This is a genomic window from Neptunomonas sp. ABH4_499 (assembly GCF_056160565.1).
The window spans coordinates 106,687-131,549 of record NZ_JBSWXK010000012.1 but is presented as its reverse complement, the minus strand read 5'-3'; the positions used below and the strand labels follow the sequence as shown (position 1 = coordinate 131,549).

27 protein-coding genes are annotated in these 24,863 nt (G+C 49.2%); 12 read left to right on the top strand and 15 right to left on the bottom strand.

Annotation, left to right across the window (positions count from 1 at the left end):
- Window positions 1-87: 87 nt before the first annotated feature.
- Together ACXAF9_RS13620 and ACXAF9_RS13615 are read right to left on the bottom strand one after the other, a co-directional pair.
- Window positions 88-477 carry a hypothetical protein gene (locus ACXAF9_RS13620; protein ID WP_475075173.1) on the bottom strand — a complete coding sequence of 130 codons (390 nt, stop codon included), beginning with the start codon at window positions 475-477 and terminating at the stop codon, window positions 88-90.
- Window positions 478-531: 54 nt separating this feature from the next.
- On the bottom strand, window positions 532-1,197 hold the full coding sequence (locus ACXAF9_RS13615; protein ID WP_475075171.1) for a hypothetical protein: 666 nt from the start codon (window positions 1,195-1,197) through the stop codon (window positions 532-534).
- 427 nt (window positions 1,198-1,624) lie between these two features.
- On the opposite strand from ACXAF9_RS13615, the gene olsF reads away from it, so the two are divergent.
- Together olsF and ACXAF9_RS13605 are read left to right on the top strand one after the other, a co-directional pair.
- On the top strand, window positions 1,625-3,337 hold the full coding sequence (gene olsF / locus ACXAF9_RS13610) for a bifunctional ornithine lipid synthase OlsF (protein WP_475075169.1): 1,713 nt from the start codon (window positions 1,625-1,627) through the stop codon (window positions 3,335-3,337).
- Window positions 3,338-3,382: 45 nt separating this feature from the next.
- Window positions 3,383-3,844, top strand: coding sequence for a J domain-containing protein (locus ACXAF9_RS13605; protein ID WP_475075166.1), 462 nt, complete (start codon window positions 3,383-3,385; stop codon window positions 3,842-3,844).
- 11 nt (window positions 3,845-3,855) lie between these two features.
- Here the strand turns inward: ACXAF9_RS13605 and ACXAF9_RS13600 are convergent, their stop codons facing one another.
- The gene (locus tag ACXAF9_RS13600) at window positions 3,856-4,800 is read right to left on the bottom strand and encodes a hypothetical protein (RefSeq protein ID WP_475075164.1); all 945 of its coding nucleotides are present in this window, start codon (window positions 4,798-4,800) and stop codon (window positions 3,856-3,858) included.
- Window positions 4,801-4,875: 75 nt separating this feature from the next.
- Here ACXAF9_RS13600 and ACXAF9_RS13595 point away from each other — a divergent pair, with 75 nt between their 5' ends.
- The 5 genes from ACXAF9_RS13595 to ACXAF9_RS13575 all read left to right on the top strand — a co-directional run bounded on the left by ACXAF9_RS13595 (window position 4,876) and on the right by ACXAF9_RS13575 (window position 9,392).
- Window positions 4,876-5,475 carry a TetR/AcrR family transcriptional regulator gene (locus ACXAF9_RS13595; RefSeq protein ID WP_475075162.1) on the top strand — a complete coding sequence of 200 codons (600 nt, stop codon included), beginning with the start codon at window positions 4,876-4,878 and terminating at the stop codon, window positions 5,473-5,475.
- A gap of 220 nt (window positions 5,476-5,695) precedes the next feature.
- Entirely contained in the window at window positions 5,696-6,013 is a 318-nt protein-coding gene (locus ACXAF9_RS13590; RefSeq protein WP_475075160.1) for a hypothetical protein, read from the top strand.
- A 101-nt stretch (window positions 6,014-6,114) separates the two neighbouring features.
- Window positions 6,115-7,509 carry a sensor histidine kinase gene (locus tag ACXAF9_RS13585; RefSeq protein WP_475075157.1) on the top strand — a complete coding sequence of 465 codons (1,395 nt, stop codon included), beginning with the start codon at window positions 6,115-6,117 and terminating at the stop codon, window positions 7,507-7,509.
- Window positions 7,506-8,012 carry a hypothetical protein gene (locus ACXAF9_RS13580; protein WP_475075154.1) on the top strand — a complete coding sequence of 169 codons (507 nt, stop codon included), beginning with the start codon at window positions 7,506-7,508 and terminating at the stop codon, window positions 8,010-8,012. Before ACXAF9_RS13585 ends, ACXAF9_RS13580 begins: the two co-directional genes overlap by 4 nt.
- Before the next feature lie 3 nt (window positions 8,013-8,015).
- Complete coding sequence (locus ACXAF9_RS13575; protein ID WP_475075152.1) at window positions 8,016-9,392, top strand: sigma 54-interacting transcriptional regulator; 1,377 nt, start codon at window positions 8,016-8,018, stop codon at window positions 9,390-9,392.
- 34 nt (window positions 9,393-9,426) lie between these two features.
- Here ACXAF9_RS13575 and ybaK read toward each other — a convergent pair whose 3' ends face one another.
- Both ybaK and ACXAF9_RS13565 read right to left on the bottom strand, forming a co-directional pair.
- Entirely contained in the window at window positions 9,427-9,903 is a 477-nt protein-coding gene (gene ybaK, locus ACXAF9_RS13570) for a Cys-tRNA(Pro) deacylase (RefSeq protein ID WP_475075150.1), read from the bottom strand.
- Window positions 9,904-9,920: 17 nt separating this feature from the next.
- Window positions 9,921-10,151, bottom strand: a complete 231-nt coding sequence (locus ACXAF9_RS13565) for a DUF3820 family protein (protein ID WP_475075148.1) — start codon at window positions 10,149-10,151, stop codon at window positions 9,921-9,923.
- Window positions 10,152-10,366: 215 nt separating this feature from the next.
- Here ACXAF9_RS13565 and ACXAF9_RS13560 point away from each other — a divergent pair, with 215 nt between their 5' ends.
- Window positions 10,367-11,620, top strand: a complete 1,254-nt coding sequence (locus ACXAF9_RS13560) for a methyltransferase (protein ID WP_475075145.1) — start codon at window positions 10,367-10,369, stop codon at window positions 11,618-11,620.
- On the opposite strand, the gene ACXAF9_RS13555 is transcribed toward ACXAF9_RS13560, so the two are convergent.
- The 3 genes from ACXAF9_RS13555 to smrA form a co-directional block, all read right to left on the bottom strand.
- Window positions 11,598-13,796, bottom strand: a complete 2,199-nt coding sequence (locus ACXAF9_RS13555; RefSeq protein ID WP_475075143.1) for a GNAT family N-acetyltransferase — start codon at window positions 13,794-13,796, stop codon at window positions 11,598-11,600. The genes ACXAF9_RS13560 and ACXAF9_RS13555 overlap by 23 nt on opposite strands.
- A 12-nt stretch (window positions 13,797-13,808) precedes the next feature.
- The gene (locus ACXAF9_RS13550; protein ID WP_475075141.1) at window positions 13,809-14,513 is read right to left on the bottom strand and encodes a diguanylate cyclase domain-containing protein; all 705 of its coding nucleotides are present in this window, start codon (window positions 14,511-14,513) and stop codon (window positions 13,809-13,811) included.
- Between the two features lie 147 nt (window positions 14,514-14,660).
- On the bottom strand, window positions 14,661-15,242 hold the full coding sequence (gene smrA / locus ACXAF9_RS13545) for a DNA endonuclease SmrA (protein ID WP_475075139.1): 582 nt from the start codon (window positions 15,240-15,242) through the stop codon (window positions 14,661-14,663).
- A gap of 129 nt (window positions 15,243-15,371) precedes the next feature.
- On the opposite strand from smrA, the gene ACXAF9_RS13540 reads away from it, so the two are divergent.
- Window positions 15,372-16,544: a hypothetical protein gene (locus ACXAF9_RS13540; RefSeq protein WP_475075137.1), complete on the top strand. Its 1,173-nt coding sequence runs from the start codon at window positions 15,372-15,374 to the stop codon at window positions 16,542-16,544.
- A gap of 128 nt (window positions 16,545-16,672) precedes the next feature.
- Window positions 16,673-17,638 (top strand): methylenetetrahydrofolate reductase, encoded by a 966-nt coding sequence (locus ACXAF9_RS13535; RefSeq protein WP_475075134.1) that lies wholly within the window; start codon window positions 16,673-16,675, stop codon window positions 17,636-17,638.
- On the opposite strand, the gene ACXAF9_RS13530 is transcribed toward ACXAF9_RS13535, so the two are convergent.
- From ACXAF9_RS13530 to ACXAF9_RS13520, 3 genes are read right to left on the bottom strand one after another with little or no spacing between them, the layout of a single operon-like run.
- Window positions 17,635-18,381 (bottom strand): retropepsin-like aspartic protease, encoded by a 747-nt coding sequence (locus tag ACXAF9_RS13530; protein ID WP_475075132.1) that lies wholly within the window; start codon window positions 18,379-18,381, stop codon window positions 17,635-17,637. The genes ACXAF9_RS13535 and ACXAF9_RS13530 overlap by 4 nt on opposite strands.
- A 1-nt stretch (window position 18,382) precedes the next feature.
- Entirely contained in the window at window positions 18,383-18,757 is a 375-nt protein-coding gene (locus ACXAF9_RS13525; protein ID WP_475075129.1) for a translation initiation factor Sui1, read from the bottom strand.
- A gap of 23 nt (window positions 18,758-18,780) precedes the next feature.
- Window positions 18,781-20,109 (bottom strand): deoxyguanosinetriphosphate triphosphohydrolase, encoded by a 1,329-nt coding sequence (locus tag ACXAF9_RS13520; protein ID WP_475075126.1) that lies wholly within the window; start codon window positions 20,107-20,109, stop codon window positions 18,781-18,783.
- Window positions 20,110-20,604: 495 nt separating this feature from the next.
- On the opposite strand from ACXAF9_RS13520, the gene ACXAF9_RS13515 reads away from it, so the two are divergent.
- Entirely contained in the window at window positions 20,605-21,171 is a 567-nt protein-coding gene (locus ACXAF9_RS13515) for a peptidylprolyl isomerase (protein WP_475075122.1), read from the top strand.
- Between the two features lie 24 nt (window positions 21,172-21,195).
- Here the strand turns inward: ACXAF9_RS13515 and ACXAF9_RS13510 are convergent, their stop codons facing one another.
- Genes ACXAF9_RS13510 through ACXAF9_RS13495 form a run of 4 tightly spaced genes read right to left on the bottom strand, consistent with a single transcriptional unit; the run spans window position 21,196 to window position 24,320 of the window.
- Window positions 21,196-21,756, bottom strand: coding sequence for a nitroreductase family protein (locus ACXAF9_RS13510; RefSeq protein ID WP_475075120.1), 561 nt, complete (start codon window positions 21,754-21,756; stop codon window positions 21,196-21,198).
- 34 nt (window positions 21,757-21,790) lie between these two features.
- A complete protein-coding gene (queF, locus tag ACXAF9_RS13505) occupies window positions 21,791-22,618 on the bottom strand; it encodes an NADPH-dependent 7-cyano-7-deazaguanine reductase QueF (protein WP_475075118.1) in 828 nt (275 codons plus the stop codon).
- Complete coding sequence (locus ACXAF9_RS13500) at window positions 22,618-23,391, bottom strand: ABC transporter permease (protein ID WP_475075116.1); 774 nt, start codon at window positions 23,389-23,391, stop codon at window positions 22,618-22,620. Before ACXAF9_RS13500 ends, queF begins: the two co-directional genes overlap by 1 nt.
- On the bottom strand, window positions 23,388-24,320 hold the full coding sequence (locus ACXAF9_RS13495) for an ABC transporter ATP-binding protein (RefSeq protein WP_475075114.1): 933 nt from the start codon (window positions 24,318-24,320) through the stop codon (window positions 23,388-23,390). The genes ACXAF9_RS13500 and ACXAF9_RS13495 overlap by 4 nt, the downstream gene beginning before the upstream one ends.
- 107 nt (window positions 24,321-24,427) lie before the next feature.
- Between ACXAF9_RS13495 and ACXAF9_RS13490 the strand changes: the two genes are divergently transcribed.
- Window positions 24,428-24,835 carry a PA2817 family protein gene (locus ACXAF9_RS13490; RefSeq protein ID WP_475075112.1) on the top strand — a complete coding sequence of 136 codons (408 nt, stop codon included), beginning with the start codon at window positions 24,428-24,430 and terminating at the stop codon, window positions 24,833-24,835.
- Window positions 24,836-24,863 lie beyond the last annotated feature (28 nt).

Below are 24,863 nucleotides of genomic sequence, written 5' to 3'. Positions count from 1 at the left end.
CGTCATCCTAAATACCATGATTAAGAACGAGGAGCTGTGGCGTGAGAAAACAGCTTAAAACTATTGACTAAGCACCACAGTCACTTGTTATGACTTTGCATGCAACGCTAGTCGGCATTTCTTTCTGTTGAAATTATCATACTGGCCTAGTAAGAACACAAGCTGACCGTATTCATCCATGCTCGATTCTCTACCCGTAGCTTGAAGCCACTCTGCATAGAGACTATCAAATTCATCTTGGCTCAATTTCGGTAGAGAGTTATTGGAAAAATCCATGACCTTTTGAAAATAGTCATTACCTGGCAGTGGCTCCACCTTAAGGTCATCGATCTTTAACAAACCAAGCAATACTTGAAGCTGCTCATCATCTGCTAGAACAACCTCATAAAAGTTATCTTCTTCCAGCAGATACTGCTCAATATTGTTTAGGTCAGCATGACTATATTCGTCTAAGGCTGCAAAAATATAAGTTTCCATCAAAACCTCGATGAGTCATAACGCATGCGTAATTGGCGCGAGCTTGCGAGCGTCCTAATTGACGCACTTGTTAGCCATTTGACATGCTTCATGTATTACATTCCAGTAGAGAATTGGATCTTTGACTAGGCCATAGACATAAGCAGATATAGCTAGTAAAAAACAAACTACTAGCATTGAACTAGCTAATTTATTGAGGGCTGAATTTTCCTTTAACTCTGGCCTAGTTGCAGATTTAATAAGAAAGCCACATCCGACCACCATAACTGCAAATACTGTTGCAACTAAAAATGCATTGCTATAGCCAAGCTCCGTCAATCCGTAAAGACATATACCGAGAAGAGTACCTCCAAGGGAAAGCACTATGAAAGCTGTGCTTCCCGTAAAAAACGCAAGGTACTTGGAACTCTCGTTGATTATCCGAATTTGATTTTTATCTAGGCAGTAGGCACCTAGAACTAAGGTCCAGACTGTAAACAAAGGAACCGTACTAGCGATTAATTTATCGGCAATCATGCCTTGAACATCGACAAGATCCGATATTAAAGGATTGGCAGCGGAGATTGTTTTATACCATTCGTAGGCATCTGAGGTTATAAAGGGACCAAATAGAAAGAAGCCTAATCCTAGACTAACTGACACAAAAAAAGCGAGAATAAAAAGTTTCCATTTCGAGTAGAGACTGAGCGCACTATCAATAATTATTTTAAAACGATTCATGTACTATCCCTGTATGGCTAACAGTTTATTCATGCGCATGCGCGATATCATTCCTTACCCAAAAGTCAGAAAACGACATAACACATTGTTTTTTAATAAAAAAACAGAGACTCGCGAGAAAGTGCAAAGTAGAAAAACGCGCATGCGCAATATTCTTCCATGGGTGGCACGATATCTTCCCTGTGTACAACTCTATCTTCTTGATTTTACATCCTAACCTATGGTTGTCCAGTACAGAAATCGCGCATAGCTTAACGACAAATCGTGCCATAATGTGCCTGAACATAAAATATACTGTATCTACACCCAGAAAAGCTTACCAAATTATCCACACCCCAACCTGTCATCAAACCGTAACCCTTCCGTCAGCGAGGCTTCACATAACCGACATACAGTTGCCATGTTGGTTAACCATCTGAGAACCTCCATGATTAATGTTGAACGCGTTATTACCGAGAAGTACCCATCCTTTACCCAGAAACCGAAAACACTGCAAAACACCGCACTGTTTTGCTTGCGTAAGCTGATCCACGAAGAGGAGATCAACCGCTTTCTGGAGCTGCACGAAAACACCATCGGCTTTGAATTTGTCGAAAGCGTGTTGGATTACTTCAATTTCAGTTACTCCCTAAGCCACAAAGACCGCCTTAACATCCCCTCGACTGGCCGAGTGGTCATTGTGGCCAACCACCCTTTAGGGGCGTTAGATGGCCTAGCCTTGTTAAAGATGGTTGGGGAGGTACGTCGGGATGTGCGCATTGTGGCCAACGATGTGCTAAGCCACTTTAGTCAGCTAGAGTCGCTGTTTTTGCCGGTGGATAACTTAGGTAAAGCCACGATTAAGCGCGACATTGCCCGCATTATCGAAAGCCTACGCCGTGAAGAGGCGATCATTGTGTTCCCAGCCGGTGAAGTCTCCCGCGCGGGGATGACAGGCATCAAGGACAGCCATTGGAACAGCGGTTTTCTGCGCTTTGCAAAAAAAGCCAATGCACCGATTTTGCCGGTGTTTGTCGGGGGTAAAAACTCGGCCCTCTTTTACAGCATGTCCTACGTGAATAAATCCCTATCGGGTTTATTACTGGCCAACGAGATGTTTAATAAACGCTCGGTAACGCTACCAATGCGTGTGGGCGAGCCGATCCCGTTTGATCAGATTGATGCCATCCCCCTATCACTAAACGAGAAAGCCAAGCTGCTCAAAAAGCACTTGTATCGCATCGCTAAGGGCAAGAAGCCGCTGTTCACCACCGAAAAAACCATTGCTCACCCGCAAGACCCAAAAGTGATCAAAAAGGAGCTTAAGCAGTCCGAACTGTTGGGCGAGACGGTGGATGGTAAAAAGATCTACCTATTTGATCATCAACCCGATTCGGCTGTGATTCAGGAGGTGGGACGCCTTCGCGAAATCTCCTTCCGCTGTGTCGGCGAAGGCACTGGGCGTAATAAGGACTTGGATAAATACGACAGCTACTATCGTCATCTGATTTTATGGGACGACGAGGAGCTCGAAATCGCTGGCGCTTATCGCCTAGCCGAGTCGTTCGAACACTGGCACGAGGCCGACAAACCGCTTTATAGCAGTACCTTGTTCCAGTACAACGATGGCATGCAGCACTTTTTCGCCCAAGGGATTGAGCTTGGCCGAAGCTTTGTGCAACCCAAATACTGGGGTAAACGCAGCTTAGATTACCTCTGGTATGGCATTGGTGCTTACCTTAAAAAGAACCCCGATGTGCGTTACCTGTTTGGCCCAGTTAGCCTATCCAACAGCTACCCGAAAACCGCGAAAGACCTGATCGTCTGGTTTTATCAGCACTACTACGCCGACCAAGAGAATCTGGCCCAAGCCTTTACGCCTTACCGTATTTCGGCCAATGTTCAGACTCAGTTGGATCAGTTTTTTGATGGCAACGACATCAAAGCCGACTTTAAAAAGCTAAAAGAGCAACTCGATTACTTTGGTGCCACCGTGCCGACCCTGTACAAGCAATACACAGAGCTGTGCGAGGAAGGCGGTGTCCGGTTTATGGATTTTGGGGTGGATGCCGACTTTAACTACTGCGTCGATGGCTTAGTGATGGTCGATTTAACGCACATTAAACCGAAAAAGCGCGAACGCTACATGGGCGACCAATAAGGTATACTTGGGCTGATACCGTACACCGATGATTAGGATGTAGGCATGAGCCCATTTTTATTGATAGTGCTGGGTGCTCTCACCATTGCACTGACCCTGTGGTACAAAAGCGTACCGCCTGCACGCAAACGCAAAGCCCGTATCACCTTGGTGATCAGCGCCATTATTGGCTTACTGGTGATCCTTACCGTCAGCGGTCGTTTGCCGTGGTTTATTGCGTTAGTGCTGGCCATTCTGCCCTTTATTGGCAAGTGGGGATGGCTCTTGATGCGCTTATTGCCCTTCCTGAAAAAGCGCCCTAGCGCATCGGCTCAAACACCCTCGAGTCATCGATTAACCCGTCAAGAGGCCCTGTCTATTTTAGGATTGGAAGATGGCGCAAATGAAGTCGAGATACGGGATGCGCACAAGCGCCTGATCCAAAAGATCCACCCCGACCACGGTGGCAGTGACTTGCTCGCCAGCCAAGTAAACGCAGCGCGGGATCGTTTGTTAGAAGGCGACTAGGCTTAACACAACTACTCGGAGCGCAGTAGCTCTACCTGAGCACTGCCGAGTAGATCATTAAAGCCATCCGGCACCCAACCGCCGCCTAAACGGTGTTTCAGCAGCAAGATGGTTTGCTGATTTCGGCCATTCAGCTCGGTAAACTCCAGCGCGAGTTTTTCGGTGCGGGTCCAGCGCCATGTGCCGGTAAATACATTCAGCGCCGTTCCGTTGCGATAATCGACCGATAGGCGCGATGTGCCGTTGCTCATCACATCCAACACCAAAAACGCCTCGCCCGGGTTTAAGCCATTGCTGTAGCGCCCAGGTAACGAGCGATTCATGACATCGCCCTCTCGTACGCAGCCGGTTAAACGGCGACCGTCCAGATTAACGACCGCCTCAAGCGGATACCACGCCCCTAGCTCGTCGTAGCAAGAGCGCTGAAAAAATTGCATGCTCAAATCATGGGTGCGATTGCCCGTGGTGATCTGCTCTGTCCAGCGGCGGCTGGTGCTGCTCGTATTACCATTGGGGAATTGATAGTTACGAAGCTCGTTTAAGATCTCGACCCGTACCGTGCTGTCGGTGACATCGGCGCGCCAAGGCGGGTTTTGGCCCGCGGCACGGTACTGTATGTTGTTCAACGACACTTGGCAGGCTTGGGAGCTGCCACCCGCTAAATTGACCGAATCCACATGCCACTGCAGCTGGGTATCTTGATACGCCCACAGCTCCATGTAGATGGGTAAACGCGATAATGGGGATTGCTCTCGGTAGCGCTCGGCCACCAGCCCTTGTACGTCTTTGATTTGTCGAAGGTTCTGGCTAAAACAGGGCTTTAAAAAGTAAACGCCGCCTTGGTAAGTGACGGTTCCGCGGACAAACTCGTAAGAACGGTCTTGGGTGGATACCGGCTGTAACGTTTGGCATCCGGCCAGCAACACAGATCCAAAAATACCCCAACGAAACTTCATTTAACGCAGACTCCCTTCAGAATGGCGTTTATAATAAACCACATTGTTACTAAGTGATACGTGGGGGTTTACCAGATGGGACGACTAGCCAGTTTTGATCGTTCTGAAGTGCTGGACAATGCAATGCTCGTCTTTTGGCGACAGGGCTATAACGCCACGTCGGTTGCCGACTTGGTTGATGCAACCCAACTCCAACCGGGTTCTCTGTACGGTGCCTTCAACAATAAACGCGGTTTGTTTATGGAGGTGATCGACACTTATGCCGATCGTAGTTTGGCTCGCATTGAAAACTGTCTTAAAAAAGAGACAAAAAGCATCGACGGTATTTTCCTCTTTTTTGAACGCATCTCCGACCAGATGGAAACCGACAGCGATCGCAAAGGCTGTTTACTGGTAAAGACTCTTCTTGAGTTTCGTGATGATGACCCTATCGTCGCCGATAAAGTCACCGATTATCTCAGAATGATGGAAGGTCATCTGTTCAACGCGCTGATCCGAGCCCGCCAAAACGGTGAAATCGCCCACGATGCGGACTGCCGCACTTTATCAAAAACCTTGATCAGCAGCGTGTGGGGCCTGCGTGTCATGAGCGCTACCCAGCCTGAGAAAGGCACGTTGAAAAAGATGGTCAAAGTTCTGTTAACCACGATTCCTACCATACCTCAAACCCGATAGTCGCAAAATAGATACACTATAAGCCCTTGTTTTATAAGGACTTAGTTTATTTAGCCTTATGGAGTACCTATTTAGATACACTTTCAACCTTTCATCTTTCTATAACCCCCCCCTCCAAACCAAAAAACAATAATAAGTCATTGTTTTAAAATGTATTGTCAAAAAATGGTATGCATTTTGATACAGATCTTCGGCTTGCTAGACATGGAGAGAGATTTGGATGTTGTACCGTGCGGCGCTGCTGAGCAGTTTGGTTTTAACCTCTTTAGCCCAATCTGATTCACTGACGGCTAATGAAGATCAAACGCATCAGGAGAGGATAGATGCCAAACGCATCATCAACCAACTAGATCAGGATGATGACCACAGACTCAGTTTTATTGAAGCGATGGAGGATTTAAACCTAGCGGAGATCTTTCTGGAGATGGACTTGAACAAGAACGGTTATGTCAGCGAACAAGAGCTGCACGAATACCTGACTCGTGAACCCAATCAAGCCCAACGTCTCGAGAAAACCGCGTCTTTGATACAGTTATAAACGCTCATTTACCTTCCTTTTCCGGGCGGGCTGCCTTAGCCCGCTTAACCTTATACGGGAAACACTGCATAATCTGCGGAAAATTCAAAGCGAAATGATTTATGGCATTCAGTGATTTCTGGCAGCCCAGATCCCTAAAAAGACTGGTACTCGTTGCCTTTTTGCTCTTACTGACCCCTCTGGGGTTTATCCTGTATAAAACAACGGATGTGTTGGACACCCAGCTGTCTTTAAGTTATCAGCAGACCCAAATTGCGCTGGAGCTAAGCCAGCAAAGCAGTATGCTGGAACGCTACGCCGAAGACATCACGCGGACCACAAACCAATATCGTATTCTTGAGTCCGAGACGCTCGAAGAGCGCCTAAGCGACCAGATCACCAACTTTTTAAACGCGCTCAAGGTGCAAACCTTTATCAGCGAAGGGGATGTGGCGGTTGATCGACTGCAAAGCCTGCTCACCACCCTTGAATCCGACCCAATGGTAGCACCTGTAGACGACCTGTCGGTTCTAACCCGGGAGCTTGGCGAGCGAAATCATGAAAAGCTGAATGAGCGATTCCAAGAGCTTCAAGACAAATACAGCCTGACCCGAAAAGCTCTGTGGCTGCAAACCGGCGGTCTCGTTTTAGCGACAGTTGTTTTGATTTGGATCTTCAGCATTTTGATCTCCCGACCTGTTGCCGGTTTGATCGAGCGCATTAAATTGATCGGCCAACGTAAGCCTTTGCCAAAACAACCGCTCAAAGGCCCGATCGAGATCACACAGCTTGCCTCTGAATTGCACTGGCTTGAAAACGAGCTTGGTAAACTTGAAAAGAGCAAAAGCGAGTTTTTACGCCACATCTCGCACGAATTAAAAACCCCATTAACAACCCTGCGTGAGGGTTCCGATCTTCTTGAAGAGGAGATCCCAGGGCCATTAACCCCGCAACAAGCCCACGTGGTGTCTTTGATTAAAAAGAGCAGCATCAACCTGCAACGCCTGATCGAGCAGCTGTTGGATTACAACCAAATGCAGCAAGCTTACATTCCGGTGACCCAGCCTGTTGATTTAGCGGCCCTAACCCGAAACGCCATCTCGGCGCACCAATTGCTGATTTTAGAGAAGAAACTCACCGTCACCTTGCCACCGACTTATCCTGCCATTGAGTCGGATCCGACAATGATTCAAAGAGTACTCAACAATTTGATTTCAAATGCGGTATATTACACGGATGCGAACGGTCAGATTGGGGTCGGAACCAAAATCGATCGCGACACTCTTATGTTAGATGTCAGTAATTCCGGCCACCCCATTTCTGAAGAAGACATCACGCGTATCTTCGAACCTTTCTACCAAGGATCGAAGCGTCGCTCTGGTTCACTCAAGGGGACCGGAATCGGGTTGAGTATCGCAAGGGACGCTGCAAGATCAATGAAGGGCGACTTAGACCTCATTGAAAACAAAAAGGGATGTATCGTTTTCCGATTAAGGATTCCATTGAAGCCAGTATGAAGTTTTTAGTGTTCGGCGGAGCCACGATTGCCCTCGCCTTTATGTCCGGCTGCCAGTTGGTTAAGCCCCAAGCCGCTTCTGAAACACCGTCCAGTAACGAGTGTTTTATCGAAGCCGAATCGCTTTATCAGTTTTTAGATGATGAGCACACCTATATTTTGGCTGATCGCTCCCAAAAACAAGCGATGATCAAAGGGCTGGAAAATGAGCCTGCTCGTCAGGCAAACTTGTACAGCAGCGACACAACAAATCCGGTATATTTACGAAAAGCGTTGGGTTTATACAAACAGCTACCTTTGCTGCCCAGCAAATCCTGTTATGCTGATCGTTATCTTTATCTTAGGTTCAGACATACTCAGGCAAACTTAAAGCAGCTCGAAGCCACGGAAGTCGTTAGCAAACAATACATCAATGCCAAAAAGGCCACGGAAAAACTGCAAGAGCAGATTGATGCGCTAACAGAGATCGAGCAAGCAATCACACGACAACGTGAGGAACATTAAGGAATGACGCAACTCACACGTATTCTTCTTGTCGATGACGACGAGGACATACTCTCGTTAGTTTCGATGCGCCTTATCTCCGAGGGTTACGAGACCATTACTGCTCGTAACGGGGAAGAAGCACTTAAAACTCTGCAATCCAACCCAGTTGAGTTGATCATCACCGATTTATTGATGGACAACATGGATGGGATGACGCTGTTCAAACACGTGCAGCAAAGATGGCCCGCCGTTCCTGTGATCATCATCACAGCGCATGGGTCGATCCCCGAAGCGGTTGCAGCCACCCAACAAGGCGTCTTTGGCTTTTTAACCAAGCCGATCGATAAGATTCAATTGCTGGATACTGTACGCGCTGCGCTGGTGTCTGCAGAACGTCGTCGTGAAACTAAGTGGCGTGATGGCATCATCACCAAAAGCCCCGTCATGCTGCAATTGCTGGATCAGGCCCATCGCGTAGCCGAATCCGATGTTAGCGTTCTGATTACGGGTCAAAGTGGTACCGGTAAAGAGTTACTGGCACGTGCCATCCATACCGCAAGCCCCCGCGCAGATGGCCCTTTCATGGCGATCAACTGTGCTGCAGTGCCAGAGCATCTTTTGGAAAGTGAGCTTTTTGGTCACAGCAAGGGCGCATTTACTGGCGCGGTCAATGATCATCAAGGTTTGATCAAAGCGGCTGAAGGCGGGACGTTATTCTTGGACGAGATTGGCGATATGCCGATTCAACTTCAAGTAAAACTCTTACGTGTACTTCAAGAGCGTGTGCTTCGCCCTGTCGGTGCCATCCATGATGTGCCTGTGGATGTACGCGTTATCTCGGCGACCCACCGCAACCTTGAACAAGCGATGCAATCGAACGAGTTCCGCGAGGATCTCTTCTACCGTCTGAACGTGGTTAACTTAACACTACCACCGCTTCATGAGCGCCCAGAAGATATCCCTGTACTGGCTCGTCACTTTTTGTCGATTGCAGCACGCAAGCATAACCGTAAGGTGCGTAACATCTCCCCTGGGGCTTTGCACTTGCTGGCACAAAAAGCGTGGCCCGGTAACGTGCGTCAGCTTGAGAATGTGATCGAGAAGGTCGTCGCGCTCTCCTCCAGCCCTGTTATCTCTGAAGGCTTGGTCAAGAACGCAACGTCCAACCAAGAAGACGTCATCCCATCCTTTAACGATGCCCGTGCCGAATTTGAGAAGAAATATCTGATTCAAGTTTTGCAGGTCACCGAGGGTAACGTCACCCACGCAGCACGTATCGCGCAACGTAACCGGACGGACTTCTACAAGTTGCTGAATAAGCACGGCATTGAAGCGGCTGAGTACAAGCACGCGCGTCGCAAAGCGATGATGGCCGAAAAGCAGCGCAAAGCGGGCTAATCGAGCCTATAAAATGGGGCTTAAACGCCCCGCTTTAACGCCGGATATCCGCAAAGGTTGTTCCGGCGGTTAAAGTGAGAAGGTCCTGCGGTGAAAGCTCGATCTCTAAACCACGCTTTCCGCCACTGACAAAAATCGTATCAAACGCAGAAGCGGATTGGTCCAACACCGTCGGTAATCGCTTTTTCTGGCCCAATGGGCTGATCCCACCCACTAGATAACCAGTGACACGTTCCGCCATGGCAGGGTCTGCCATCGTAACTTTCTTCGCCTTTAACGCACTGGCCACGGCCTTTAAATTTAACGAACCCGCAACAGGCACAACCGCGACCGCTAGTGACTTAGCATCCCCATTAAGGCTCACCAATAAGGTTTTAAAGACTTGTGCTGGGTTTTGATTCAGTAAGTGTGCGGCCTCTTCCCCGTAGGATTCCGCTTTCGGGTCGTGGTGGTATTCGTGTACTTGAAACGCGATCTTCGCTTTTTGAGCCATATTAACGGCAGGTGTCATAGCGGTTCTTCCCTTACTTATGAGCGCTTAAGTGGGCGCACCAGCCCCTCTAATCCGTTGAGTTTGATCACATATAACGTTTGCAGCAACTCGCCAAGCTCCCCTTTGGGAAAGCCTTTTCGCTCGAACCAGCACACGTATGGCTCAGGTAGATCAATCAACAAACGGCCTTGGTATTTACCAAAAGGCATGGTCTGGTTAGCCAGTTTAATGAGCACCTGCTCGTTAGGTAGTTCGCTCCCTAGCACGGGATGTCCTCTTTTTTGTCGATCATCTAAGGCACGGGCCTTACAATAGCCTTTTTTCATCATCGCACAGTTAGGCACGATCATCCGGCATGAATCAGGATCAATGGGTACGCAAAGCACTGAATTTACTCAACCAAGGTAAGTTGGGTCCAGCCAGAGCTATTTGCAACAAAATACTATCACAGAGCGCCGACCACCATCAGGCAAATGCCTTAATGGGAGCAATCAACATATCGTTGCAAGAGACCAAAGAGGCTCTGCCCTATTTGCACCGTGCCCATGCCACCGCCCGTAATGCGCAAGAGCGCGCTCAAGCGTTAAATAATCTAGGCCTTGCCAATACACATCTGGCCGATTACTCGGCGGCACTCAAAGCGCTGGACAGCGCTTTAGAGGAGGTCAGTGACAACGCCCTTTTTTATTGCAACCGCGCCAACGTTTACGAGCTGATCGGTAACTGGCCTTCTATGGCAGCGGATTGCGAGACGGCCCTTCGCTTAGTGCCCAGCCTATCGGATGCCCACGTAGGACTGGCCGTTGCGCTTCGCCACCAAGGACAACATCAAACCGCTTTTACGACCTTGATGGCAAAGCCTTATGAAGACTCAACGGATTGGCTTAACGAGTGGGCGCTTAACGGTCTGATCAGCGATCAAACTTCGACCATTATGGACGTGATCCATGCCATGGAATCCGACGCGGCCATTTTGGACATCGCCGACTACATCGCCGAAGAGGGTTTTGCTAAACAGGCTAAACTGCTTTATGAGTGCGTTTTAACCCGCACACCCGATCATCCTCGCGCGAAACACCTAAGCGATGCGTTAAGTGGGACTCAAAGCCTTCGAGTCCCAGCCGAATACGTTAAAACCTTGTACAACCATCATGCGGGCGAGTTTGAGACACGCCTTCAACAAACGCTGAACTATGATCTTCCCGAGCGCTTTGCCACCCTTTGGAAAAACACGCTCCAAAAGCCAATCACGCGTTGGCTAGATGCAGGCTGCGGTACCGGCTTAGTGGGGGCGGCTTTAAAACCAAGTTACCCAGAAGCGCATTTGATCGGTATCGATTTGTCCCAAGCGATGATCAACATCGCGCAGCAAAAAGCGTGTTACCAAGAGCTTTTGGTTTGTGATGTGATGGACTACAGTAGCGACACACCGTTTGACCTGATCACTGCAATGGATGTCACCATCTATTTGGGTGAGTTGCCGCCGGTGTTAACGCATTGGAAACGTCTTTTAGAGAGTACCGGTGTGATCGCTTTTTCGATCGAAGCCAATGATCAGCTAAACAGCGCGTTAGAGCTCCAAAGTAATGGGCGCTTTGCCCATAAGCCCACGGCCGTTGAGCAGGATTTGGACAAGCTTGGGTTTACACTCCTGCATACAGAGCGCTTTATCTTAAGAAAAGAGTCCGGGGCAGAGGTGCCAGGCCAACTCTTTATTGCTCAGCTGACCGACTAACCGATCCGTTTTGTGGCGTGCTGGACTCCATGGATTCCAACACAGCCGCCATCGCCTCACGAAGCTTCTTAACGGTCGCTTTGTCTGGCGAGGCTAAGCCAGAGTGTGGGTTGCTGTTCGCACTTTTAGTCAGCTCTTGAAGAAGCCGTGAATGAGAGAGGACTTCAAGCCACTCGATGATCGGGAACAAGCTCGACTCCCAACTGCGGTGATGATAAGCAAACCCCGACACTTGCGACTTGGCCCACTCGTAAAAAGCGCGATCCAGCGGTAACGGCTTAAAGTGACTGAGGTGATTTACTAGGCTCTTTTCAAGGTTAGGTTCTAGGTAGTCCAACCACACCGACTTTTTGAGCGTATAGCTGGTACGCACATATCGACACCAGCCCTCTAACATCGGTTTAGAATAGCTATTGAGCGCCTGCCCCATAAGCGCTGCGTAACCACCGGCGGTTTTATCCAACTGAGTGCCTAGGCGCAACAAATGAAAGCCCTGCTTTTCCCAAAACCCGAACAACTCGTGGGTGATGGCACAGCTGGCACCAAACACATCGACCTCTTGGGCTTTTGCGGCCTCCCGCAGCGTTTCGATCAAGGTGCTCGCAACCCCGGCTTGCCGATGTTCAGGGGACACAGCGATGCGCACCACACGCCAATAGGTCAGCATACCGGCGTTTTTAAAGCCTTGTTGGGCAATCATGGTTTGTGGGAAAAGATGCCCCTTAGGGCGGCGACGTCCTTGCCAAATGGACTCGCACAAATCAGCAGGCATCGGGCCTTCTTGAGCGATCACCGCAACCCCTATGACTTGCTCATTGTGCATCGCAACCCAAGTATGAACATTAGGGCTGTCCATGATGACCCGAATATCCCCAGGCGTGGTTCGATAGTGAGCTTCACACAGCAAGGCGACCGACTGTTTAAGGAGCTCCGGTTTTTCTAGCCAATCCTCTTTCGCGTGTGCTTTTATCTCTACCGACGTCACAAAGCTTGATTCCTTTTGGCTGTCCCTCGCGCAAGCATCGTGATCCAAAAAGAGTCCGTGTTGGATGGACCTTTCCAAAGTATCACCCTCCGCCCAGCGAATGGGCTGGTTTAAGTACGAAACTTGCGCCCCCCACTGCTGCTCGGCCAGCGATAAAAAGCGCAATCGAAACCCTTGCCCTGTCCCCTCATATCCAGAAACGGTTGTGGCATATATCACATGGTAGAAGCTGTTTTTAAAACGCACCAACATAAAGGGCGCAATCGAAGCCGCTTCATCCACCAGCAATATGCGTTTTGGGTCAGCATCACACGGCCGCCCTTCCCCCAGTAATCGCTCATACAAAGCGCTGGGTTCCATAAACGGCATGACCGACTCAGGGAGGTCCGCGTGCTGATACACGCTCTTTACTGCCGCTTTACTGGGCGCGATAACAAGAAGGTTATAACCGGCTTGATGAAACTGGTTTGCCAATAACCCCAACGCGGAGGATTTACCTCGGCCACGGTCGGCCAGCAATACATGCACAGAAGATTCGTTACAGGTTACATGGCCGAAAGTATCCGCTACCCAGTTAGATTGCTCTAACAGTCGGAACTTAGCGTCGTCTCGGCGTGTTTGTGAAAGCGCTGGAATGCGCTCAATAGCCGTCGTCCCATTTGGAGTCGCTTTATCTTGTGCAGCATTTAACACAGCGATGCTTGGGTCCGTGTTCAGCCAATGCGCTATGTGGTTTAAAAAGGTATTACCCACCGCTTGCTCGGTGAACGGATGCACTGTCAGACGAGCTTTCTCTGGGTCATCAAAAAACGCATCCGAGGCCGGATCAGCAGAGATTAACACAAACAGCCCACCGCCTTTTACGGTGCCGGTCACCTGCGCTAAGGCATCGGGGTTAAAGCCAGACAAGGCATCAAATACGACTAAATCAAACTCTTGGCCGAGCAATCGCTGCGCGTGTTTAGCGCTGCAGACAACATCCGGGTTATCCAGCTCACGATCTGAGATAACACTATAAATAAATGATGAAGAGACGGCTTGGGTATTGAGCATCCAACGGGATAAACGCACAACCCAATCCGCAAGAGAGTCCGAGGGGGACACTTTGATCCAGAGAAACCCGCGGGTACAAGCGGCTTGATGAGCCATTAACCAGTCGGTCAATGGCTCAAGGCATGTGTCACGATGCATGGGTGATGGCTGTCAATGTTCCTGAAAGACAGCTGAGGATAACACAGGCTCGATGTCTGATAGGATTCGAACATCAGGCTTTTTGCGGTTTTCATCCACCAAGTTCAGCAAACGTTTGAGCACATCTTCGTGATTCAGCTCAATATTGGGCTGATACACACAGACCGACAATTCACTGGTTATGCCGGTACCGGCGTTATCTAACGCATAAAGGCAGCGATTGGCCAATGCTTCGACGTTTTCATTGGTGTTTGGCAGCAGCAAAATGAAAAGATCATCCTCGTATCTGGCAATCAAATCCCCGGGGCGGCGAATGATCTGCTTTAAGGCGTACGAGAGCACTTTAAGGTCCCGACCGGATACGGTGTCCGGTTTGGTCGATACTGCAATCATTGCAAGCGGCGAAAACTCCCGAACCGCTCGACGGCATTCATTGTGAAGATGCGTCATAAAGGCATCGCGCTGCGGGAGCAAAGTAATGGGGTCGAGCGGGCTGTTCATCACCGCTTGGTCCATATGCACCGAGGAGATACGCACCCAACGATAGAACACGAAGTTCGTGATTAGGCCAGCCATCACCAAAGCGATGATCGTTACACTGGTCAGATCAAAGCTTCTCGTTGACTGAAAAGCAATCACGGACAAAAGGAGCAAAAGCCCCGAACTGAACAGTATCCATAAAAACGGATACCGTTTTTTCTCTTCAGGTGAATACAACCTAACTTCCCCCACTTCTATGACAGTCAAAAAAACGGAACTGTCCTAATGCCACCCCCTGATACTTTAAATGTAGATAACTGAACAGAGTGTGACAAATTAAGCGGGTTATCAATTGTTCATAAAGGATCTACCCGCTCGCGCTTGCTAGCCACGCCGCTTTAGGTGTTTCTCTAAATTGGCTTGACGGGCTTCATCACTCTTGCGCAACAACACGTAGGTGGCACCTGTGCCGCCGTGCTGAGCCAACGCCGAGTGAAAGCACATCACCTCTGGCATCTTTTTGAGCCATCGGTTTAAGTAGCTTTTGAGTTTATTGGCTTTGGATTCGGCACTTTTGCTGCGACCGTGATTGATCAATACCGTTCGAATATTATGGTCCATGCACTCCTTCACAAAGCCTTTCACATCGTCTAAGGCTTGTTCTGGGGTTCGATGGAACAGATCTAAACGGGCATCCACCGAATAGTGGCCTAATCGTAAGTTACGATAGGCCCCCTCTTGCACGCCGTCTCGACGCCATGCCAAAGGATCGAATGGATTAAGCCACTCTATTGGGGCGAGTGACAGTCCCTCTTCATCATCACCCTCGACCGCGGCCTTTCGGCGTAAATCGGCCAAGTCCTGATCAGTTTTTGCTTTCGCCAATTGCTGACGAATCTTAGGTTTTATGGGTGTTACGCCCTCTTTCTGCATAGCTTCGAAGAATGCGTTGTGATCTTGCCCCATGCGTACCTCTTAAAAACTCGAAAGATCATAAACACTATTGCCCATTCTTTTCGGTTATTCAACCACTCTTTATTCATGGTCCATTCTGATCTAGAGTCGAGGTTAACGATCAGAATAAAGAAGGTGGGTATGAAACGGCTTATTTTGCTCTGCTTGGTACTTGTTGTCGCACTGGGGGTCGGTATTTATCTTAATCGCCCGGTGCCTGAGATCGATATCGCCTCTGCCCAAACGAATGATTCATACACCACTCACGATGACACCCAACATAAAACCGATCAGCCCGACGTCGAACATGCGATCTCAAGTGAGCGCGAGAGCAATCAGGCCTCCAACCCAACCGAAGATAGTCAAAACACTTCAGGCTCCGATAGCCCAACCACAGATCAAGCTGATTCAAGTACCACCGAAACAACGCCACTTGAGGCCGAATACAACGAAACCCAACGTGCACTCGCCAAACAACTCGACGTTGCCCTTAAGCGTAACGCCAGCATTCCATTAGAAGCCACGCAAGCCCAGCATTTTGTCAGCGATGACCAACTCATTATCTTGCCGGATGCGGATCAGGTGAATTTAGCTCTCCTTGAGGAATGGGTTCCAAGCCAAGCAGCCACTCAAGAAGCCCCCGTTACCAGCAGCGCACAACCCAACTCTTCAGCTTCACAAGCTGACATTGCGACAAGTGACGCACCGGTCGATGCGACCAGCTTTGGCGTCGGTGAAGGCACGTTAACGCCCTTTACCCCGCAAAGCGTCCAAAGGGATGTCGTCACCGAGAGCAACACTATTCCAAGCTTAATTGACTCCAGCTCGCCAGCGGAGACTACGACTCAAGAGGCTCAATCGGTTCAGGGAACACCAAAAGCTACGACACCGGCTCGCACCGTGCGCTTGAAAGAGCTATTAGATGAACCGGAATCCGATGAGAAACGTGTGTTCTACCTGCACTCGGTCAATCAGGGGGATGACCAAGGCTTATGGGGGATTGTACAAACCGGGCTGACCAGTCGATTTGCCAAGGGGATCGTTTTAGATGATCGATCAGAGCCCATCAGCGCCTTGATACCGCGCGAGGCTGATGAACGCTTGGCGGATAAAACCAGCTCCTTTTTGGGGAAGCGTCTTCACCAAAAGGTAGCCACAACCTATGTGTTTAACTATCAAAAAGGGGTGATCGGTAAAAACCCAAACACCATTCATCCGGGGCAACAGTTGATCATCGTGGCTTTTACCGAATCCGAATTGCTCGATATTTACCAAGCCTTCGCCCATCAAGACCCATCCGGAGGTCAGCTCTGATCTGATAACGACAGGTTATTAGCCATATTCAACATAACGCGTAAAGATTTCATCTTCTGATCCAATCACTTGAAATCGATTCACTGTTAGAATGGCTCCTTACTTTGTTATCAAAAAGACAGAAAATCATGAGCGCATCTCTTTCACAACGTTTTTCCGATCCTAATCGCGGTGTTTACTTTGTAGGTACGACACCTCCAAAAGACTCCACACCGATGGATCGCGTCGAAGAGATCGCTGTCAAGCTTTTGGATCGCCTTTCGGCTGTCGATTTCGATGGCTTGATCGTGTACGACATTCAGGACGAAAGCAGCCGAACCGACAAGCCGCGTCCTTTCCCCTTCATGCACACGCATGATCCACGGGATTACTCGCGCTTGATTCGTCAAAAATCGGCTCACCCTGTGATCACCTACAAAAGCGTGTCACAACGCGATCGTGCTGACTTCGAGCAGTGGTTGAACGATGCGTGGGAAAACTACGATATCCGTGACATTGTGATGGTCGGCTCCCCGTCATCCGAGGGTGAAGTCCGTCTATCCCTGAACGAGGCGTACAGCACTCTTGCGGATAACCAAAATGACTTTCACCTAGGCGGCGTAACCATTGCGGAGCGCCACGCGAAAAAAGGTGACGAGCACCTGCGCTTAATGACTAAAGCTGAACAAGGTTGTGAGTTTTTTGTCTCACAAGCCGTTTACAACGCTCAAGCAACGGTCGACTTACTGACGCGCTATGCAGTGTCATGCAAAGAGCAAGGCGTACTGCCAAAGCGCATCATTTTGACGTTTACGCCGTGCGGCAGCGCTAAAACGCTGGAGTTTATGGAATGGCTGGGTATTTCGGTACCGGATGCCACCAAACTGCGCATTCTGAACGCACCCAATCCCTTAGCTGAGTCGGTTAAGATTTGCCGTCATAACCTAGAGATCATCCTTGAAGCGTGCCTGCATTTAGGCATTCCGCTGGGCCTTAATATCGAATCCTTAACCAACCGTAAAGATGAGATCGATGCGTCTATTCGTTTGTTCAAGCTGCTGAAGGCCACGTTGGACCTAAAGCTTGCCGAACGTGAAGCAGAAGAAGAGCGCTAGCCTTCGGGTTGCTCTTTGGCTAAAGTCTGGAGCTCTTCGTAACGCTTAGGGTTCCAGATAATAACGCTGCGCTGCTTATCCAACTTGTAATCAACGTTCATCAAGAAATCCATCCCTAAAAGACCGTCAAAACCGCTGTTGGGCTGCTTGTTTTTGATCACCAAGGAGCGTGCGTTTTTGGCTTTGTAAGGCCCAATCTCGATCTTATCAAACTCAATCTGGCTTAAACGCACAATGCCACCGCCGGCCACTCTGGCGTACCCGGCTTCGCTTTGCTGTGGCTCTAATCGTGCCAGCGCATCGTCGTGAAACACGGTGCTGGATGCTCCTGTATCCATCAGCATGGTCACTTGCGCCGAATAGCCATGATAAGTCACGGTCACAGGCACCAAAATTTGGTTACGCTGAATCACCACCGGGGTTTCTAGCTGACTGAGCGCTTTGGATAACTGACGCTCGGACATTAACTGTCGAATCGTGGTTGAGGCTTTGGTGTTGTTCTTTGAAAACTCACTGACATTGCTGACCATGCCAGAGGGGCTTTGAATCTCTAATTGATCCTTAAAGCGGTCGGGCACCTGACTTAGGCTGCCAACAAACACTTTTCGTCCGTTTTCATCAATGTACTTGTAGATATCTGCTTCGGCCTTGCTGATCATTAAGATCATCAACATTGCCGCCAGCACAAAAAAGATCGCAACCCAACGGATCTGCTGACATCGCTGGCATCGTTTTTTGGCCATGCTAGCCTCCTGCTAATTTAACCTTGAATCCTTTCTTTTCCAGCAGCGCTTTGATCTTATCGCGATGATCCCCTTGGATCTCGATCACATCATCCTTTAGCGCACCGCCGGTACCACATTGCTGCTTGAGCTCTTTTGCTAACTTTTTCAGCGCGTCTTGAGCGATAGGTACACCGGTGACGGTCGTAACTCCTTTTCCTTTGCGCCCAGAAGTCTCACGTCGAATTCGGACAATGCCATCCAACGTTTCCAAACGCGCTTCATCCGCTAGGGATTGGCACTCGCACGCCTCTTTCGGCTTACGACAGTCCGGGCATAGATCGCCCGATTCTGTGGAATAAACGAGTCGACTGAGTTGATCTTGTAAACTGGCCATAACTGCTCTTGGGTCAAAAATTCTTACTGGCTAAGACCTGTGATTTGCCGTCCTAGATAAGCGGCGTAATTGTCGGTCATCCCGCTGATAAAATCCAATGCGCGCATGTACGCATGGTACAAGGGCCAATCAGCACCTGGGGCGTGAATCCCCATGAGGCTGATGATTTTCTCGCTGCGATAGCTTAGGTCATCCACCGAGCCTTTTTGGTACTGCTCAAAGACGGCGTGACAAAACGCATCCAGCAATACCCCTAATGAGCTGTAGGCACCGACTTCCAGCTCCGCTTTGCGAGTGTCCGGAAATACGCGGGTACGAGCCAGATGCTTAGCTTTAGCGAGCCCTGCTTTCACATTGGGATCGCCATCGGCCAATAGTTCCCCCTGATAGGTGCCTGAGATGATGGCATCGTAATGTTCGATGAAAGCCATCAAGGCGGAGTTGACCATGTTCTCCATCGCACGACCGCGCAGTGCCGATATCTTACGACGCGCCGACGCTGCTGATTGGAAGATCTCATCCTCCAATTCTTGATCGCCGCACAATTCAAAGAGGATTGGCTTAACCGTATCAAAGTCGAGAATGTTGAGCTCAATCGCATCTTCAAGATCTAAGATGGCGTAGCAGATGTCATCCGCAGCCTCCATCAGATAGGTTAGTGGGTGTCGACAGTAGTAGTTGTCACCCAGTGGCACCAAGCCTAGCGCTTGGGCGACGGTATTTAAGGTTTCTACCTCGGTTAAATAGCAGCTGAACTTGCCTTTTCCGGTGGCTCTATCAGACGTCCACGGGTATTTCAGCATGGTGCCTAAGGTTGGATAGGTTAAGCGCAAACCACCGTCGTATAGATGGTTTTCGATGCAGGTGACCACTCGAAAGCCTTGTGCATTGCCCTCAAAGGTTTCAAGGTCGAGCCGCTCGGCTGCGGATAACGGTGCCAGAAACTCCGATTGAGCAAAACGTTTAAACCAGTCGCGAATGGCGTACTCCCCCGCATGACCAAACGGCGGGTTACCGATGTCGTGAGCAAGACACGCTGATTGCACAATCATGCCGATGTCATCGGCGGTCGCCCAATGCGGCAGTCGGTGACTGAGCCACTCCCCTGCCCGAATGCCTAAGCTTCGGCCAACGCTGCCTACCTCAATGGAGTGGGTCAGGCGTGTATGGATATGGTCATTAAGGGCCAGCGGATGCACTTGGGTTTTGCGTCCTAAACGGCGAAAGGCACTGGAGAACACAATCCGATCGTGGTCTTTATGAAAATGACTCCGCCCCGCTTCTTCATACGCCGATGAGGACTCATGTCCGTATCGCTGAGTCGTTAGAAGCTTTTCCCACTGCATTTCCATAATACGCCCTTGTTGGATCCTGTTTAACAGGATCATAACGGGTTCTGATGACATAAAAAAACCGGCAAAGGCCGGTTTTTCATCTTTTAAAGGCTATTCGACCTTAAATTGATTCACAATCCGTTTCAGACTGCCTTCTAGATCGTTCATCTCTTTGGATGTGCCCGACAAAGTGTGTGCGTTACGCGAGCTACAATGACTTCGTGTCGGATGCTCTCTACCTAAGCCTCTCCAAGGTCCATTAATTTAGCTCTCACCATCAGCATGACGATGACTATCGGAGCGACTAAAGGTATGATCGCCAACAGAATCACTTTGTGTTTGATTTTTAACGACTTCATCTCTGTTCCCGTGCCAGTGGCTTACCGTTTTCTTTTTTTATGCCTTATTCGTTATTGGCGTCAGAGCTCAAATTATGAGCTTCTAATATAAAAGTAGATCAAACGGCAAAAACTGCACGCAACAGAAAGAGTTATTTAATAGGGAGTTGAGACCATGCAACTGTTTACGACCGTACGATCTGCCGCTTTTCTACTTGCCACGGCCTTCTCGTCAGCCGCCTTGGCCGCCCCCACTGTGGTGATGAACACCTCGGTTGGTGAAATCGAGATCGAGCTTTTTGATGATGCCGCGCCCATCACGGTCGAAAACTTTGTCCGTTACATTCAAGATGGATTTTATGACGGCACTCAGTTCCACCGTGTTATTCCTGGCTTTGTGATCCAAGGTGGTGGCTTTACGGCGGAGATGGTTCAAAAGGAAACACGCACTCCGATTAAAAACGAGTCGAATAACGGCCTTAAGAACAAGCGTGGCACCTTATCGATGGCGCGTACACGAAATCCAGACAGCGCGACATCCCAGTTTTTCATCAACTTGGTCGATAATGCCAACTTAAATGGCTACGGACCGCAACCAGGTTACGCGGTATTTGGTAAGGTGACGAAAGGGATGGAGATTGTGGACGAGATCGCAAAAACACCGACCACCACCAAGCCACCGTTTCGAGATGTGCCGGTTGAGCCGATCACGATTGTCGATGTACACGTTCAGGCTGAGTAACCCCAGCCTGAACAACGACAGGGGTTAAACCCCTGTCCAGGCCGTCATCAAGCCATCTAGAGATTCTTCTTCCAGCGTTCTAAAACGCTTCACGGAACCTAAGTAAATAAAGCCTACGATCTGCTCATTGGCTTTCAGTCCAAGCCCCGCTTTAACCGTGTCGTTAAAAGCCATTTCACCAGTGCGCCACATGGCACCAAGCCCCATCGTATAGGCTGCCTGAACCACCGCATGCGCAGCACAACCGGCCGTAATGACCTGCTCTACTTCCGGCACTTTTGGATGATCGTGCACGGTTGCGATCGCCACCAACAAGGTCGGTGCACGCAAAGGCATTTTCAGAAGTTTAGCTTCTTTATCCTCGGGCAGATCCGGATTCGCCGCTTTACCCGCTTTTAGGTACAACTTGGCCAGCTCGTTTCGCGCTTCGCCTTCGATCACTAAAAAGCGCCATGGCACTAAGTTGTCGTGATCCGGCGCACGGCGCGCCGCTTTAAGCATCTCTTGAAGTTGCTCTTGTGTCGGAGCAGGCTCCATCAAAACCGGTGCTGACACGCGGTTTTGTAACATCTCTAATGCATCCATTAACTCACCTTTGGGTTATGTTGTCGGGCACTGACTATTGACGATGTAAACGGGTATTTTCTACCGTGCCCTGTTCGGTACTGCGGTACGGGTTTATATCTAACCCACCACGTCGGACGTAACGCGCATAAACAGTGAGCTGTGTGGGCGAACATTGTTCCCAGATATCCATAAAAATGTTCTCAACGCACTGTTCATGGAAGTCGCCATGCTCCCGGTAAGAGATCAAATATTTGAGCAAACCGGCATGGTCGATTGCAGGCCCCTGGTACTGAATTGAGATACTGGCCCAATCCGGCTGACCAGTGACCGGACAATTGGATTTCAACAAATGGCTGTACAGCGATTCGGACGAAACCTCATCACTGTTCACACTGAGCAGGCTAGCGTCTGGCGTGTATTGATCCACCTCGATATCCAGCTCATCAAGGCAAACGCCGTTAAGCGTCACCGGCATCGTAAACTCATCTGGGTGATACAAGTCCACCGAGACATGCCCACCCGCCGCTTCGGTTAAGTCTTTTTCCATCTGCGCTTTAACGACAGCATCGCTGTCAAAACGGCTCAGATTGTAGGAATTTAAGTAAAGCTTAAAGGACTTAGACTCAATGATATGAGTCGACGCAGCATCGATCGTAAACACGGCAATACGTGCTACAGGCTTACCTTTGGGCGTTAGCCAAGAGATTTCGTAACCGTTCCAAAGATCAACCCCACGAAAAGGCAAATCTGCGCGATCAACACCGCGCTTTTCCCAGTTTAGTGCCCGCTCAATCGGATAGAGCAAAGTGGCATCGTACTGATTCACGTATTGCGTATCACTGCCCAGTGGCGACGCTTCTAGAACTTGTTCTTCTTTCATCAGTGACGAATCCCCTTACCCCGATTCAACAAATGCAGTGCCAATGCGAAAAGCACGACATTAAACAAGATGATCATTGTAAAGGCAAAGCCGACATGAATATCGCTTACCCCTAAAATACCGTAACGGAAGGTATTGATCATATACAGAATCGGATTCAACTGAGACACACCCTGCCAAAACTCAGGCAGCAACTGAATCGAGTAGAACACGCCCCCCAAATAGGTGAGTGGTGTTAAAACAAAGGTTGGGATGATCGAGATATCATCAAAGGAGTTTGCAAACATCGCATTCACAAAACCACCGATCGAGAACAGCATCGACGTTAGCACAACCGTGAGCACTGTAATTAAGAAATGATGGATGCTTAAATCGGTGAAAAACAGTGACAACAGCGTCACAATCACGCCCACTGACAAACCTCGGCACATACCACCGGCAATATAGCCCGATAGGATGACCCAATTTGGTACCGGTGATACCAACATCTCTTCGATGTTCTTTTGAAATTTCGTACTGTAAAACGAGGAGACCACATTACCGTAGCTGTTTGTTATGACAGACATCATAATCAGACCCGGCACAATAAACTCCATGTAATCAAACCCGCCCATCTGGCCGATACGCTCACCAATCAAGTTACCGAAGATGATGAAGTACAGGGTCATGGTGATGGCGGGCGGCAGCAAAGTCTGCGCCCAAATACGTGTAAAGCGGCGTACCTCTTTACTGACGATGGTATAAAACGCAACCCACAATTCAGCGGCTTTCATTGTGCCCCCCCTTGTAGGTTTTTCTCGACCATGGATACAAACAACTCTTCAAGACGGTTCGATTGGTTACGCATGCTCATCACTTCGATCTCTTGATCGTGTAGCGCTTTAAACACAAGGCTTAAGCCTGCATTTTTAGGCACTTCGACCAACAAGGTATGCGCATCTTGAAGGCGCGTGACATAACCATCGATGCTCGGCGCCTCTGGCAGATCTTTATTGAGGTCGAGTATCAGCACCTCTTTATCCAGTTGTTGCAACAGTGCCTTCATACTGGTGTTTTGCACAATGGTGCCGTGATCGATGATCGCGATGTTTCGACAGAGGTTTTCCGCTTCTTCCAGATAGTGCGTCGTCAGAATGATGGTAGTGCCCTTTTTATTCAGTTCGGTTAAAAAGGACCACATAGAACGACGAAGCTCAATATCCACTCCTGCCGTTGGCTCATCAAGGATCAGCAGCTTTGGTTCGTGCACCAAAGCCCGCGCTATCATCAATCGACGCTTCATACCGCCCGAAAGCATACGAGAGGGTTGATCTCGCTTATCCCACAGCCCCAACTTCTTGAGGTAATGTTCGGCACGCTCACGCGCAACCTTCTTAGGGATGCCGTAATAACCTGCTTGGGTTTCTATGATGTCCTGCACCTTTTCGAACTGATTGAAATTGAATTCTTGCGGCACCACCCCAAGGCAGCGCTTAGCAGCCGCGATCTCTTTTTCCAAGGAATGGCCAAAAATAGTCACATCGCCCGAGGTTTTGTTAACCAGGGAGGACACGATACCCAAGGTTGTGGATTTGCCCGCCCCATTGGGGCCCAGCAAGGCAAAAAAATCGCCTTCTTGAACATCAAAGGAGATCCCTTTTAATGCTTCAAATCCATTTCCGTATGTTTTTGTCAGATTGTTTATCGATAACGCTTTTGACATGAAACCTCAGTCTTTGCACTTGATCACTTTAGACATGCGTATTCTAACGTTAAACTAGGTGTTTTTGGTGAAGCTGCACCCATCTATACAGCAACAGAGTGTTCGTTATGCAAAATGATCTGGCCTACCTGACCTTCCACATCGATTTGATGAAGCAAAGCTACAATCAATTGATCCAGTTTATCCCGTTTACTCATGACCCTTTGAGCGCTGAAGATGCTGAGTTTTTAACCCTGTATGAGCGCACATTAGAAGCGATGGAAAAACAGGAAGGCGCTTACACAGAACTTGGACAAGAGTTAGCCGGTCAGTGGATTCGCCGCTATCCAGAACTTGCACCGATTCTGCCTCGCGACCTTTTATGGTTTTTTGGTGGGGAGTGTCTGCACTTCATGCCGGATGATGAGATTCAGCAGTTTCAAGCATTGGACGAGAGACGTTACGAAGCCGAAGCTCAAGGCATCGAGTTTGAGTACGCCAAAGAGCGCGCTACAGCCTTAAAACTATTGCACTGAACCGTTCTACACCAACGCCCTTTGCGCA